Source organism: Micromonospora sp. NPDC049374, assembly GCF_040677165.1.
GTDB lineage: Bacteria > Actinomycetota > Actinomycetes > Mycobacteriales > Micromonosporaceae > Micromonospora.
Window position 1 is genome coordinate 414,228 of sequence record NZ_JBFAQH010000001.1, and the last position, 13,907, is coordinate 428,134.

Sequence of the window (13,907 nt, forward strand, 5' to 3'; positions counted from 1 at the left end):
GCCGGGTGCTGTTCCGCGCCCGGCCGGGACGGGTCAGGGTAGGGCGGCGACCGCCGCCGCGTACGCGACACCGGTGCGGACCGCCGCGTCGACAAGCACCGCGACCTGATCCGGAGCGACACCGTACGCCAGGTCGGTGGTCACCTCGCCGGCCAGCACCAGCTCACCGTCGCCCGGATCGTGCACGTACGCCTTGGGGAGCAGCCGGTCCCGGTTCCACGCGTTGCAGAAGGCGTACGCCTCGGTGCGCCGGGAGGCCGCCAGCCGACGCCCGGCCACCACCCGGGCGTGCAGGATGTCGTGGCGTTCTCCGGCCCGCCGGAACTGGATCACCGCGTCGCCCCAGCGTCCCAGCACCGTGCCGGCGGCGTCGACGGTGTAGCCGTCACCTCGCCGGTCCAGCGCGTCGGTGATCATGGTCACGGTCAACGCGCCGACCTCGTCGCCGGCCAACTCGGTGCCACCGCCGTCCGGTCCCGGCCGGTCGTCGGGCTCCCCGTCCGGCCCGACCTCGTCGGCCGACTCGAACTCGTCGTCGGCGGGCAGCGGCACCGCCGGGGCGAGCGGACGCTCGGCCAGCCAGGCGGCCATCCGGCCGGACTGGTGCCCGGTGCCGTTGCGGGCGTCGAAGCTACCGGCCAGCGTGGTCCCGACGGCGAGCAGTTCGGCACCGAGCTGGCCCACCGTGACCTCTGCCGCCGGTCGCCCACCGTACGCCGGCCGGCGCACCACCCGGTCGGCGGCCGTCTCGCCCGCCAGCGCGCAGACCAGCGCCCCCGCCGCCGCGAACTCCATCACGGACAGATCCTCGTGCGGCCGGTCCAGTCGGGGCAGCTGCTCGACGACGATCTCCACACCGCGGTCGAGGTACCCACCGAGTGCACAGAAGCGCAGGTGGGTGGCGAGGTAACCGAAACCGTCGGGTTCCGCCCGGTGCCGCCGGTACGCCCGTACGTGCGCGCGGCCCGCCCGCTGCGCGTGGCCCGCCCACAGCCAGGGCAGCAGCGCCGCGGCCAGGGCCGCCTCCGGCTGGGCGGTGCAGCCGGCCGGCGCGTCGAGCAGCGGATCGAGCACGTCGAGCGCGGTAGCCCAGTCACCCCAGCCGGCCAGCAACTCCGCCTGCCGTACGGGCAGGCAGTCGGGGCACCCGGCAGCCGGGTCGGGTGCCCCGGCCGGCCACCGTGCCAGCCAGCGTCGGGCGGCGGGCTCGTCGCCCACGTGGTCGGCGATCCGGCACCGCAGCTGCGCCACCAGCGCCGCGTTCGCCTCGCCACCTTCCTCGGTGAGCCCGTGCAGTACGCCGCGAGCCTGGTCCAGGCCGATGCGCGGGGTGCCGAGCAGCGCCTCGACGGCGTACCGCCGATAGCGGCGCAGCGTGTCGTCGTCCGGTTCCGCCGCACGCAGGCAACGCCGGACCGGCTCGAACAGCCGCCACCGTTCGCCGCCGCGCAGGTGCGTCTCGACCAGCTCGGACCAGGCGTCCAGGGCGGTTCGCCGATCGCCATCCGCCTCGGCGAGAGCGGCTACCCGTTCCAACTCGCCGACGCGCACCTCGCCGTCGGGCATGTCCCTCGCGTCGGCGAGGGCGGCGGCGGTCCGCCGGTCGGTGCGTACGCCGTCGGCCGCCCGGCCGCTGACGTGGGCCCGGCCGCGGCTCCTACGGCCGCCGGGGACCGGCCCCGTCACGGGCGTCCCGTACCCGCGAGCCGGCCCACCTCGTCGGCCAGCCGGCAGCCGGCCGAGATGCCCCGGTCGAGCAGCCGGTCCAGTTGGTGCGGGGTGACGCCCCTCTCCAGGTCGGTGATGACCTCGCCGCAGACCCGGGCCTGACCGGCGTCGTCGACGTGCACGAACGCCTTCGGCCAGAACCGGTCACGGTTCCAGGTGTTGCAGAAGTCGTGCAGCCGCGGCACGTCCTCGACCGCGAAGGCGGGCGCGGCGACGGTGCGTACCTGGAGCAGTTCCCCGGCGTCTCCGGCGCGGAGGAACCAGATGTGCCCCTGCGCCCACCTGCCCACCAGCGCACCGTCGGCGTCGTCGGCCACGGTGTCGCCGCGGTGGCTCAGCACGGCGGAGACGAGCTGCCTGGTCAGCGGCCGCAGCGTCGACGGATGACCCGCCAACGGGTCGCCGGCACGGTCCTCGAATTCCGGCGACCCCATCGGACACTCCCTCGCGAGGCGAATATCACGGCAGGCGGCGGGGACCACGTTGCGACACGCGGAGCGACCACGATGACCGGCCAATCACCCGGCCCGCCGTTACGGTGATGCTATGGCGGGCCGTACCCCTCAGGCGAGTCGGCGGCGCGGCGCGTCGCCGCGTGGCAGCACGAACAGTCGTGCCCGCCAGCCGGCCAAGAAGACCCGTACGCCGGTACGGCGCCGCACCTCGACGAGGGGGCCGGGGCCGGCCGCGTACGTCGGTCGGGCGATCCAGGCGCTGTGGATGGGACTGGCCCACGGGGTCGGCTGGGCGGTGCGCGCCGCCGGCAGGCAGGCCGCCTCGGCCCGCGACCTCGACCCGGAGCACCGCCGCGACGGCGCCGGCCTGCTGCTCATCGGTCTCGCCCTGCTCGGTGCGGGCGCGATCTGGTTCTCGGCGGCCGGCCCGGTCGGTGCCCGACTGGCCGACACGGTGCGACTCTTCCTCGGTGCGATCTCCATCGTGGTGCCGGTGCTGCTGGGCATCGGCGCATGGCGGCTGATGCGTCAGCCCGGCGACCCCGAGCATCGGGGGCGGGGGCTGGTCGGCTGGGGTTCCATGCTGGTCTCCACCGCCGCACTGCTGCACATCGGCCAGCAGCCGGCCGGCCCGGGCGAGCGGGACTTCGCCGGTGGCCTGATCGGCGCCGGCGTCGGCAGCGTGCTGGAGCGGGCGGTCACCGCCTGGGTGGCGGTGCCGCTGCTGGTCCTGCTGCTGGTGTTCGGGTTGCTGGTGGTCACCGCGACGCCGATCAACAAGATCCCCGAGCGGCTCGGTCTGCTGGCCGGCAGCATGGTCGGGCAGGACGAGCCGGAGACGACGGAGACGCCCGCGACACCGGCCCGGCGACGCCCGACCAAGCGCACGGCGCCGCCGGTCGACCCGGACGAGTTCGACGACCTGGACGGCGCGGACCTGCAGGAGACCATGGTCCTGCCGCGCAAGGCGCCGTCCCGGGTGCCGGCCAGCCGCAAGCCCGCCGAGCCGCCGGAGCACTCGCCCGCGCCGACCCGGGCCGAGCAGCTCGCGCTGACCGGCCTGGCCGGCGACTACACGCTGCCCCCGTCGAACATGCTCGGCAGTGGGGCCGCCCCGAAGACCCGCAGCAAGGCCAACGACGAGGTGATCGCCGCACTCACCGGCGTCTTCGACCAGTTCGACGTCGACGCGGCGGTGACCGGCTTCACCCGGGGTCCGACGGTGACCCGTTACGAGGTCGAGTTGGGCCACGGCGTCAAGGTCGAGCGGATCACCCAGCTCTCTCGCAACATCGCGTACGCGGTGAAGTCCCCGGACGTGCGCATCCTGAGCCCGATCCCGGGCAAGAGCGCGGTGGGTGTGGAGATCCCGAACACCGACCCGGAGAACGTGGCCCTCGGTGACGTGCTGCGCTCGCGCGCCGCCACCAGCGACCACCATCCGATGGTGGTCGCCCTCGGCAAGGACATCGAGGGCGGCTACGTGGTGGCCAACCTGGCGAAGATGCCGCACATCCTGATCGCGGGGGCCACCGGGGCCGGCAAGGCTCTAGCCCTGGACACGCCGATAGCCACGCCTGAGGGCTGGTCAACCATGGGCGACTTGCGTGTGGGGGACCGGGTGTTCGACGAGCAGGGCCGGCCATGCACGGTGGTGGCCGCCACGCCTACGATGCTTGGCCGGCCGTGCTACGAGGTCGAGTTCTCTGACGGCACAGTGATCGTGGCTGACGCCAACCACGAATGGCGTACGACGACGCGTGCCGGGCGCACTCAGCGCAGGCACGGGTGGAAGGACGGGTCCTACTGGTCGCCGGAGGATCGCGGCCTGATCTCCGGCCGGTTGGCCAAGGTACTGGCGGAGCCGGATCGCCCAGTGTCGAGCAGAGAAATCTTGACGGAACTCGGACCGCAGTTCCGGAACGTTCTATACCGGATTCTCGGGAGTATGCAGAAGCAGCCGACGCTCGGCCGTGCGCGGTATGAGCGAGACGGTCGTCTGATCACTCGTTGGGTTCCCACCTACTCCCGCCATCAGGTGTACGAGGCTCTGTACATGCGGGTGAACGACCCTGGTCGGTCAGGCGGCAGGGAGCATCACGACCGAGGCACAGTGACGACGGCAAGCATTGCAGCGACCCTGCGGGTCGGACGGAACAGGCAGTGGGCCAACCACGCGGTGGACGTGGCCGCTCCGTTGAGCTGCACCGAACAGGAACTGCCTATCGAGCCCTACACCCTGGGTTGCTGGTTGGGTGACGGGACGACCGGTTCTGCCATGCTTACCTCCGCGGACGATGAGATCCTCGATCAGATCCGCTTGGACGGTTACGTGCTGACCAGGCATCCGGGTAGCAAGCTTCACTACACCATCTCGAACCGTCACGACCGCGATCGACGTGTCGCAGAAGCTCTACTGCTCGTAGATCAGGGCATGAGTGGGCCGGCGGCGGCCAGCCACGTCGGCGTCTCGACCACAGCCGTGTATCTCGCGCGGAAGCAGCGTGGACAATCTGGCGCCATCACCTCACCGATACCGCCCGGTCCCGGCCGGGAGGCGTACCGGACGATGCGTGCTCTCTTCCGGGATATCGGGGAGAAGCACATCCCTCCGCCCTATCTGAGGGCCTCCGAGCCGCAGCGGCGAGCTCTGCTGGCTGGTTTGCTGGACACCGACGGCACCGTCTCGAAGCGGGGCGGTGTGGAACTGGCGCTCACAAACGACCGGCTTGCCCGGGACGCTCTCGAACTCATCCTCAGCCTCGGCTACCAGGCGACGATGACAACGAAGGCCGTTCGGGGAAGGAAGCCGACCACCTCCACCTGTTACCGGATTCGCTTCACTCCCAAGGACAAGGTGTTCCGGCTCAGCCGTAAGCTGAGCCGGCAGGTGGTGGCCACCCGGTCCACGACATCGCGGCGGTACATCGTTGATGTGCGGCCGGTACCGTCGGTGCCTGTCCGGTGCATCCAGGTGGACAGTCCGAGCCACATGTACCTGGCCAGCCTGGCCTGCATACCGACCCATAACTCGAGCATCCTCAACTCGCTGCTCGTGTCGGTTCTGACCCGGGCGACGCCGGACGAGGTGCGGCTGCTGCTGATCGACCCGAAGCGGGTCGAGATGACCGGTTACGAGGGCATCCCGCACCTGGTCACCCCGATCGTGACGAACGCCAAGAAGGCGGCCGACTCGCTGGAGTGGGTCGTCCGTGAGATGGACATGCGTTACGACGACCTCGCGGCGAACGGGGTCCGGCACATCGACGACTTCAACCGGAAGGTGCGCAACGGCGAGATCAAGGCGCCACCGGGCAGTGAACGCGAGATGCGTCCGTACCCGTACCTGCTGGTGATCGTGGACGAGTTGGCCGACCTGATGATGGTGGCCCCGCGCGACGTCGAGGACTCGATCGTGCGGATCACCCAGCTCGCCCGGGCCGCCGGCATCCACCTGGTGCTCGCCACCCAACGGCCCTCGGTCGACGTGGTGACCGGCCTGATCAAAGCCAACGTGCCGTCCCGGCTGGCGTTCGCCACCTCCTCGCTTGCCGACTCCCGGGTCATCCTCGACCAGCCGGGCGCGGAGAAGCTGCTCGGCCGCGGTGACGGGCTGTTCCTGCCGATGGGGGCCTCGAAGCCGGTGCGGATCCAGGGTGCCTGGGTCACCGAGCGCGAGATCAACGATGTGGTGAAGTTCTGCAAGGACCAGCGTGAGCCGGAGTTCCGCCCGGACGTGCTGACCCCCGCGCAGGACAGCAAGAAGAAGATCGACGAGGACATCGGCGACGACCTGGACCTGCTGGTGCAGGCGGTCGAACTGGTGGTCACCTCGCAGTTCGGCTCGACCTCGATGCTGCAACGCAAGTTGCGGGTCGGCTTCGCGAAGGCGGGCCGGCTGATGGACCTGATGGAGACCCGGGGCGTGGTCGGCCCCTCGGAGGGCTCCAAGGCGCGTGACGTGCTGGTCAAGCCGGACGAGTTGGAAGAGGTCCTGGAGGGCCTGCGGGGCGGCGATGACTGAGCCGACGGCACTGGCCAGCGAGCTGTTCCCGATCATCACGGCCGCCGACCTGGAGGCCGCACTGCGCTTCTACGAGGGGCTGCTTGGCGGCCGGGTCGAGTACCGCTTCCCGGAGACCGGGGAGGCCGCGTACGTCTCGCTGCGCTTCGGTGACGGCCAACTGGGCATCGGCCGCAAGGCGGCCGACGAGCTGCCCGCTGGCCCGGCAACCCTCTGGGTGTACGTCGCAGACTGCGCCACGGCGCTGGCCCGGCTGGACGAGGCGGGCGTGGAGGTGCTCGCCGACCCGCAGCCGCAACCGTGGGGCGAGCGGATGGCGATCGTGCGCGACCCCGACGGCAACCGGGTCCTGATCGCCGACCACGGCTGACCAACCTTCGTTACTCAAGGTGAATTCCCGCCCGGGAACTCAACGCAGGGGAGAAACAGGTCATGGAGACGGCCCGCCGCGGAATGCGGCGGGCCGTCGAGGTCGGCGGGATCAGAGGGCGCTGAGGATCAGCATGCTCAGCAGCATGGCGACCACGTTCGCCGCGGCGGCGTACCAGCCGAGCGGCTTGTCACCGAGCACCGCGCCGACGACGCCGAGGACCAGACCGATGACTCCGAAGAGGACCGGGTTGAGCAGCAGCGCGAGTACCGCGCACACGAAACCCACAATGGTGCAGATGCGGGCGGCGCTGGTCGAGCGGACGGTGCTGGTGGCCATGTCTTCCTCCAAGGGATGAGTCTCAGGTCTGCTGTCCGCGTCTCTACCCACTACGGACGTTCGTCACGCCCACCCCGTGCAGACTCGCCACCCGCCCGCGACTCAGTGGAACAGCTTGAGCCCGACCACGCCGGCCACCACCAGCAGCAAACTGAGCAGGCGGGGCAGGTTGGCCGGCTCGCCGAGCGCCACCATGCCGACGACGGCGGTGCCGACCGCGCCGATGCCGACCCACACCGCGTAGCCGGTGCCGACCGGAATCTCCCGCAGCGCGTACGCCAGCCCGGCCATGCTCAGCACCAGTGTGATCGCGAAGACCACCGAGGCGACGGGTCGGGTGAATCCGGCGGAGCGGTCCAGGGCGATCGCCCAGGCCGTTTCGAGCAGTCCGGAGAGCACCAGCACGATCCAGGCCATCGGGTCACCTCTTCGGCAGTGGCCCGGCCACCGGGGCCGGGACGAGTCGGGTCCATGATCCGGGGCGTCTTGCCTGACCGGGTACGCCCACGACTCGTCCGGGGCGGCCACGCGGGCCGCCGGAATCGACCGTAGCACCGGGTCGAGGGGTGTCCGGGTGAGACGGATCACCCGGGATGGACTTCAAGCTTGCTTCAAGCTGCACCATGGATCCGTGACCGTGCTCATCTCCGATCCGGAGGTCGCCGCCGCGCTGGACGCAGCGACCTCGGTCGACGCGATGCGTCAGGCCCTGCTCGCCGCGTACGACGGGCGGCTCGTCGCGCCGCCCCGGGCCGCCGCGTCGCTCGGTGCCGGCCGGATGGTGCTCACCGCCGGGCACCTCGTCGGGCAGTGGTACGGATACCGGGCGTACGACACGTTCGGGCACCCGGAGACCGAGCAGGTGGTGGTGCTGCACGACGGGCGGACCGGCGCGGTACGGGCTGTGGCCGTGGGGGAGGAACTGGGTTCCCGGCGCACCGGTGCGCTGGGCGGCGTGGCGGTGGAAACGCTGGCCCGCGCGGACGCGGCCACCGTCGGCGTGATCGGTTCCGGCGGTCAGGCGTGGACCCAGGTCTGGGCCACCGCCGCCGTGCGACGCCTGCGGGAGGTGACCGTGCACAGCCGCTCGGCGGCGCGTCGGGAGGCGTTCGCCGCCCGGGTGTGGGCCGAACTCGGCATCCCGGCCCGCGCCGTGGACACCGCCCGGGAGGCGGTACGCGACCGGGACGTGGTGGTGTTGGCCACCACCAGCCCGACACCGGTGCTGAGCGCTGCCGACCTGCGCCCCGGAACCCACGTCAACGCGGTCGGCTTCAAGCAGGTGGACCGCGCGGAGTTCGGCACCGACCTGCTCGACGCGGCCGCCGTGCTGGCCAGTGATTCGGTGGCGCAGGCGATGTCGTACGCCCCGCCGATGCTCGCCGCGCTGCCGCCGTACGCCTCCCGGCTGCGCGACCTGGGCGCGGTGCTGGCCGGCAGGGCACCCGGTAGGACCGGCGCGGACCAGATCTCGGTCTTCTGCTCGGTCGGTCTGGCCGGCACCGAGGTCTTCCTGCTCGACCGCGTGGTCCGGATCCTCGCCACGGCGGTCTGACCCGACGCGGCGCAGACCGCCGTCGCCGGTGTGAACTCCGCCGCCCGGTACCCTCGGATGGTGTCTGCCACCTCCTCGCCTTCCCCCGATGGTCGCCGGGTCGCACTGCTGACCCTGGGCTGTGCCCGCAACGAGGTCGACTCGGAGGAGCTGGCCGCCCGCCTGCACGCCGACGGCTGGCAGGTGACCACCGACGGCGAAGGCGCCGACGTGGTGGTCGTCAACACCTGCGGGTTCGTGGAGAAGGCCAAGCAGGACTCCATCCAGACGCTGCTGGCCGCCGCCGACACCGGGGCGAAGGTGGTGGCCGCCGGCTGCATGGCCGAGCGGTACGGCCGGGAACTGGCCGACAGCCTCCCCGAGGCGCAGGCGGTGCTCAGCTTCGACGACTACCCCGACATCGCCGCCCGGCTGGACGCGGTGGTGGCCGGCCGGGAGGTCGCCGCGCACACCCCCCGCGACCGGCGTGAGCTGCTGCCGCTGACCCCGGTCGCGCGGCGCGACAGCGCGGTCTCCCTGCCCGGGCACGGCCGCAACACCGACGTCGACGAGCACACCCCGGCCCACCTGCGTACGGTGCTGCGTCGCCGGTTGGACAGTGGCCCGGTGGCCTCGCTCAAGCTGGCCAGCGGCTGCGACCGGCGATGCGCGTTCTGCGCCATTCCCGCCTTCCGGGGCGCCTTCGTCTCGCGTACCCCGGACGAGTTGCTCGCCGAGGCCGAGTGGCTGGCCAAGAGCGGCGTCCGGGAACTCGTGCTGGTCAGCGAGAACTCGACCTCGTACGGCAAGGACCTGGGCGACCCGCGCGCGCTGGAGAAGCTGCTGCCCCAGCTCGCCGCCGTCGACGGCATCGTCCGGGTGCGGGCCAGCTACCTCCAACCCGCCGAGACCCGGCCCGGGCTGATCGAGGCGATCGCCGGCACGCCGGGGGTGGCACCCTACTTCGACCTGTCGTTCCAGCACTCCAGCGAGCCGGTGCTGCGCCGGATGCGTCGTTTCGGCTCCACCGACCGTTTCCTGGAACTGCTCGCCGCCGCCCGGCAGCTGGCGCCAGAGGCCGGGGCACGCAGCAACTTCATCGTCGGGTTCCCCGGCGAGACCCGGGGCAACATCGACGAGCTGGTGCGGTTCCTCACCGAAGCCCGGCTCGACGCGATCGGCGTCTTCGACTACAGCGACGAGGACGGCACGGAGGCCGCCGGACTGTCCGGCAAGGTCTCCGCCGCCACCATCAAACGCCGGTACGACAGGCTCAGCGCGCTCGCCGACGAGCTGTGTTCGCAGCGGGCCGAGGACCGCCTCGGCTCGACGGTGGAGGTGCTCGTCGACTCGGTCGACGGTGGGGTCGTCGAGGGACGGGCCGCACACCAGGCACCGGAGGTGGACGGGTCGACCACCCTGGTCGCCCCCGACGACGGCGGCGTCGATCTGGCCGCGCTGCGCCCCGGAGACCTGGTCCGCGCCACGGTGACCGGTACCGAGGGTGTCGACCTGCTCGCCGTGCCGGATGAGATGATCTCCGCCGCGCCCGGCGCGGCGCGGTGACGGTGGGCTGGGACGAGGCGGAGGAGGCACGAGGTGCGGTGCCGGGTGAGCCACCCGAGCGGGGCGATTCGATGACCGGGGCGACGGAGTCGCCTGCGGTGCCGGTGGTGGCCCGGGTTCCCGTGGTGAACGCCGCCAACGCCCTGACCGCGCTGCGGCTGGCGCTCGTACCGGTCTTCGCCGCCTCGGTGGTCATGTCGGGGATGACCCACGCCGGATGGCAGGTCATCGCCTGCGTGATCTTCGCCGTGGCCTCGGTGACGGATCTGGTCGACGGGTGGATCGCGCGGAGGTTCGCGCTGGTCACCGCCGTGGGGAAGGTGGCCGACCCGATCGCTGACAAGGCGCTCACCGGCGCCGCCCTGCTGCTGTTGTCCTGGTACGACCGGTTGCCCTGGTGGGTGACGGCGGTCATCCTGGCCCGGGAGCTGGGGATCACGGCCCTGAGGTTCTGGGTGATCCGCCGCGGCGTGATCGCCGCGAGCCGGGGCGGAAAGATCAAGACCGCACTCCAGGTGCTGGCCATCACCTGGTACCTGTGGCCGATGCCGGCCGCCCTGACCCCGATCGGGCCCTGGATCATGGGCGCGGCGGTCGCGGTCACCCTCGTCACCGGGCTGGACTACATCGCCCAGGCCGCCCGGTTGCGTCGCACCCAGGGGTGAGAGCGGGTCAACGGCGTTGTGACGCGTAGATCATGCCGGGGCCGGGAAGGATGCAGGTCATGGGCGTACGCGAGGGCGAAGGTTCGATGGGTGCTGCGGCGGCGGGCGTGGTGCACCGCCTCGCCGAGCGGCGGGAGACGTTCGCCACCGTCGAGTCGTTGACCGGGGGCCTGCTGGCCGCCACGGTCGTGGAGATCGCCGGAGCGAGCGCTGTCTACCGGGGTGGGCTGGTGGTCTACGCCACCGAGCTGAAGGAGCGGCTGGCTGACGTACCGGCGGCTCTGTTGGCGCAGCGGGGCCCGGTCGACGCCGACGTGGCCAAGGCGCTCGCCGAGGGTGGGCGGCGACGCTGTGGTGCCGACTGGGGCTTGGCCACCACCGGTGTGGCCGGACCGGAGCCGCAGGACGGCAAGCCGGTCGGCCTGGTCTTCGTCGCGGTCGCCGGCCCGGACGGCACCGAGGTACGGCAACTCGACCTCGACGGTGGTCGCGACCAGGTCCGGGGTGCGGCCGTGACCGAGGCCCTGCGCCTGCTGGCCGACCATATCCAGGTTCCGACCTGACCCCGCTGCCCCTCTTCTCCGATGTTGCTGTTCTTCTCTGACGGCGCTGTTCTCCGACCGCGCTGCTCGACGGCACTTCAGGTGCCGTCGTCCCGGCGTGTCGGACAACTGCGCTTGCCTCCGATCGATCGAGCGGTCGGCGGCGGCCGTGGGATGACCGGGCGGGGCGGGATGTCGTGGCGGCGCACAGCGGGTACGGTTGCGGGAAAGCTCCGACAGCCGGTGCTCCCGCAGGGCCGGTCGGCCGGGCGAACTGTGTCCCTCAGGGGAGGTGCGATGGTCCTGCTACGCCGGGTGATCGGTGACGCACTACGGGCGCGCCGGCAGGGGCAGCACCGCACGCTGCGCGAGGTCTCGTCCGCAGCCAATGTCAGCCTGGGCTACCTGTCGGAGATCGAACGCGGCCAGAAGGAGCCCTCCAGCGAGCTGCTCGCGGCGATCTGCGACGCGCTGGGTGCCCGCCTCTCCGAGTTGCTGCGCGAGGTCAGCGACACGGTCGCGCTCGCCGAACAGATGCCGGGCGTGCTGGTGCCGGTGCAGGACGAGCCGGCCGAGTCGACGCCGGTCGCCGCCGCGTCGGTGCACAAGGCCACCGGTCGGGGCGTACGCCAGGTCACCTCGGACGGCAACGTCGCTGTCTCGGTGCGGCAGGACTCTCCGCTCAAGGCCACGCTGCGCAGCGCCCGGGTCCGACCCGCCGACCGCAGCGACCGGGACGTGGTCTGCGCCGCCTGAGCCTCGCGGCCGATGGTCGCGGTAGCTCCCGCCGCGTAGGGTTGATCGCGGACGTCCCCTCTCGCCGGTACGGATGCCGTGTTGGCGCCCGGCTGGGACGATGGAACCACCATCGCCGGTAGCCGAGCCGATTTCCCCGGGGGTGGGGCAGGCGCAGCGACGTGATTGAGGGGATACCGCGGAGATGGCGAACCCGTTCGTCAAGGGGTGGAAGTACCTGATGGCGCTCTTCGGCGCCCGTATCGACGAGCACGCCGACCCGAAGGTGCAGCTCCAGCAGGCCATCGACGAGGCGCACCGGCAGCACCAGGCGCTCGTCCAGCAGGCCGCCGCCGTGATCGGCAACCAGCGGCAGTTGGAGATGAAGCTGTCCCGGCAGATGTCCGACGTCGAGCGCTTGCAGGCCAATGCCCGCCAGGCGCTGGTCCTGGCCGACCAGGCCCGGGCCAAGGGTGACGAGGCCGAGGCCGGGCGGTACGAGCAGTCCGCGCAGACCCTGGCCACCCAGTTGGTCAACGCCGAACAGTCCGCGGAGGACCTGAAGACCCTGCACGACCAGGCGCTGGCCGCCGCCGGGCAGGCCCGCCGGGCGGTGGAGAACAATTCCATGATCCTCCAGCAGAAGCTCGCCGAGCGCGCCAAGCTGCTCAGCCAGCTGGAGCAGGCCAAGATGCAGGAGAGCGTCGCCGCCTCGCTGGAGTCGATGTCGGCGCTCACCGCTCCCGGCAGCACCCCCACCCTCGACGAGGTACGCGAGCGCATCGAACGCCGTTACGCCAACGCCATGGGCCGCGCCGAACTGGCCGGCAACTCCACCGAGGGTCGGATGCTGGAGATCCAGAAGGCGACCCTGGACACGGCCGGTTCCGCCCGGCTGGACCAGATCCGCGCCAGCATGGCCGGCGACCAACTCGGCGCGGGCGCTGACCGTGGTGCCGTCACCGACCAGCCGACCACGGCCGATCCGGGGGTGGCCCGGCTCGACGAGATCCGCGCCAGCATGAGCCGTGAGCGCGGCACCGGCGACACCACGGCCGCCGGCTGAGCGGAGATCGCCGACTTAGCGGAGAATCGAGGAGGCCACGGTGGCAGCGGACGAGCGCACCCGGTATTTCCGCCGGCTGAGCAGGCTGCGCGGCTCCGCCCGCCGGTGGAGCGTCCTGGCTGGCGGGCTCGGTGGCGCGACAGCGGTGCTGACCCCGTACGCCGGGATCGGTCTGGCCGACGCGGCCTGGGCCGCCACCGCGGGCGCGGCCACCGCCCTGGCCGCCTGGCGCTGGATCGATCTGCGGGCCCTCGCCGCCCAACCCGCCCCGCCACCGCTGGATCCGGCCCAGGTGGCCGCCCGTAACCGGGCCCGCCTGGTCGCCGCCGTGGAACGACTCCCCGCCGGGGCCGGTGTGCTGGCCGAGGTGCGTCGGGTCCGCTCCCGCACCGCGCTGCGCGGCACCACCGCCGCCCAGCCGTGGGAGCGCCTGGACCGGGCCGCCGCGACCATGGCCTCCATGTCGGGCCGGCTGACCGGCCTCGCCGAACCGGCCGTCGCCGAAGCCTCCGCCGCCGAGCAGTCCCTGCGCGAGCTGGCCAACCGGGTCGCCAGCGTGGAACGCGCGGTACGCCTCGCCCCCGCCGACGCGAAGCCACCGCTGGCCGAGGCGCACCGCGCGCTCACCGGGCAGTTGGAGACGGGCGTGGCGGCGTACGAGCGCCTGGTGGTCGCCGCCGCCGGCTACCTAGCCGAGGAGTACCGCCCCGAAACCGAGCATCCCGCCGCCGCCCGCCTGACCGAAGCGACGGACCTCCTCCACGGCTTCGCCTCAGCCCTGTCCGAGCTACGCACCGTCTCCCGCCCCGCCCCCACCCCCTGACCGTCGCGTTGATCAAGAAGTTTGCGTCGGGATCTGGCCACGACTGAGACCAGAACCTCT

General features: G+C 72.1%; 12 protein-coding genes, 1 pseudogene and 1 riboswitch. Of the genes and pseudogenes, 9 read left to right on the forward strand and 4 right to left on the reverse strand.

Going from position 1 to position 13,907, the window contains the following annotated elements:
* Positions 1-33: 33 nt before the first annotated feature.
* Both AB0J93_RS01960 and AB0J93_RS01965 read right to left on the reverse strand, forming a co-directional pair.
* The gene (locus AB0J93_RS01960; RefSeq protein ID WP_363917693.1) at positions 34-1,566 is read right to left on the reverse strand and encodes a YbjN domain-containing protein; all 1,533 of its coding nucleotides are present in this window, start codon (positions 1,564-1,566) and stop codon (positions 34-36) included.
* A 116-nt stretch (positions 1,567-1,682) separates the two neighbouring features.
* The gene (locus tag AB0J93_RS01965) at positions 1,683-2,162 is read right to left on the reverse strand and encodes a YbjN domain-containing protein (protein ID WP_363917149.1); all 480 of its coding nucleotides are present in this window, start codon (positions 2,160-2,162) and stop codon (positions 1,683-1,685) included.
* 112 nt (positions 2,163-2,274) lie between these two features.
* Between AB0J93_RS01965 and AB0J93_RS01970 the strand changes: the two are divergent.
* Both AB0J93_RS01970 and AB0J93_RS01975 read left to right on the forward strand, forming a co-directional pair.
* Positions 2,275-6,180 (forward strand): annotated as a pseudogene (locus AB0J93_RS01970) (DNA translocase FtsK 4TM domain-containing protein); the annotation flags it as partial.
* Positions 6,181-6,199: 19 nt separating this feature from the next.
* Complete coding sequence (locus AB0J93_RS01975; protein WP_363917151.1) at positions 6,200-6,577, forward strand: VOC family protein; 378 nt, start codon at positions 6,200-6,202, stop codon at positions 6,575-6,577.
* A gap of 111 nt (positions 6,578-6,688) precedes the next feature.
* Here the strand turns inward: AB0J93_RS01975 and AB0J93_RS01980 are convergent, their stop codons facing one another.
* Positions 6,689-6,916, reverse strand: coding sequence for a hypothetical protein (locus tag AB0J93_RS01980; RefSeq protein ID WP_164445641.1), 228 nt, complete (start codon positions 6,914-6,916; stop codon positions 6,689-6,691).
* A 102-nt stretch (positions 6,917-7,018) separates the two neighbouring features.
* Positions 7,019-7,333 carry an SMR family transporter gene (locus AB0J93_RS01985; protein ID WP_363917154.1) on the reverse strand — a complete coding sequence of 105 codons (315 nt, stop codon included), beginning with the start codon at positions 7,331-7,333 and terminating at the stop codon, positions 7,019-7,021.
* Positions 7,334-7,391: 58 nt separating this feature from the next.
* A riboswitch (guanidine-III (ykkC-III) riboswitch) is annotated at positions 7,392-7,457 on the reverse strand.
* 90 nt (positions 7,458-7,547) lie between these two features.
* Between AB0J93_RS01985 and AB0J93_RS01990 the strand changes: the two genes are divergently transcribed.
* From AB0J93_RS01990 to AB0J93_RS02020, 7 genes are all read left to right on the forward strand, one after another.
* On the forward strand, positions 7,548-8,471 hold the full coding sequence (locus AB0J93_RS01990) for an ornithine cyclodeaminase family protein (RefSeq protein ID WP_363917156.1): 924 nt from the start codon (positions 7,548-7,550) through the stop codon (positions 8,469-8,471).
* Between the two features lie 57 nt (positions 8,472-8,528).
* Positions 8,529-10,016, forward strand: a complete 1,488-nt coding sequence (gene rimO, locus AB0J93_RS01995; RefSeq protein WP_363917158.1) for a 30S ribosomal protein S12 methylthiotransferase RimO — start codon at positions 8,529-8,531, stop codon at positions 10,014-10,016.
* Between the two features lie 71 nt (positions 10,017-10,087).
* Complete coding sequence (gene pgsA, locus AB0J93_RS02000) at positions 10,088-10,681, forward strand: CDP-diacylglycerol--glycerol-3-phosphate 3-phosphatidyltransferase (RefSeq protein WP_363917160.1); 594 nt, start codon at positions 10,088-10,090, stop codon at positions 10,679-10,681.
* Positions 10,682-10,740: 59 nt separating this feature from the next.
* The gene (locus AB0J93_RS02005) at positions 10,741-11,244 is read left to right on the forward strand and encodes a CinA family protein (protein ID WP_363917162.1); all 504 of its coding nucleotides are present in this window, start codon (positions 10,741-10,743) and stop codon (positions 11,242-11,244) included.
* Positions 11,245-11,520: 276 nt separating this feature from the next.
* Positions 11,521-11,979: a helix-turn-helix transcriptional regulator gene (locus AB0J93_RS02010; RefSeq protein WP_363917164.1), complete on the forward strand. Its 459-nt coding sequence runs from the start codon at positions 11,521-11,523 to the stop codon at positions 11,977-11,979.
* Positions 11,980-12,163: 184 nt separating this feature from the next.
* Entirely contained in the window at positions 12,164-13,024 is an 861-nt protein-coding gene (locus tag AB0J93_RS02015; RefSeq protein ID WP_363917166.1) for a PspA/IM30 family protein, read from the forward strand.
* A 40-nt stretch (positions 13,025-13,064) separates the two neighbouring features.
* A complete protein-coding gene (locus tag AB0J93_RS02020; RefSeq protein ID WP_363917168.1) occupies positions 13,065-13,847 on the forward strand; it encodes a hypothetical protein in 783 nt (260 codons plus the stop codon).
* Positions 13,848-13,907 lie beyond the last annotated feature (60 nt).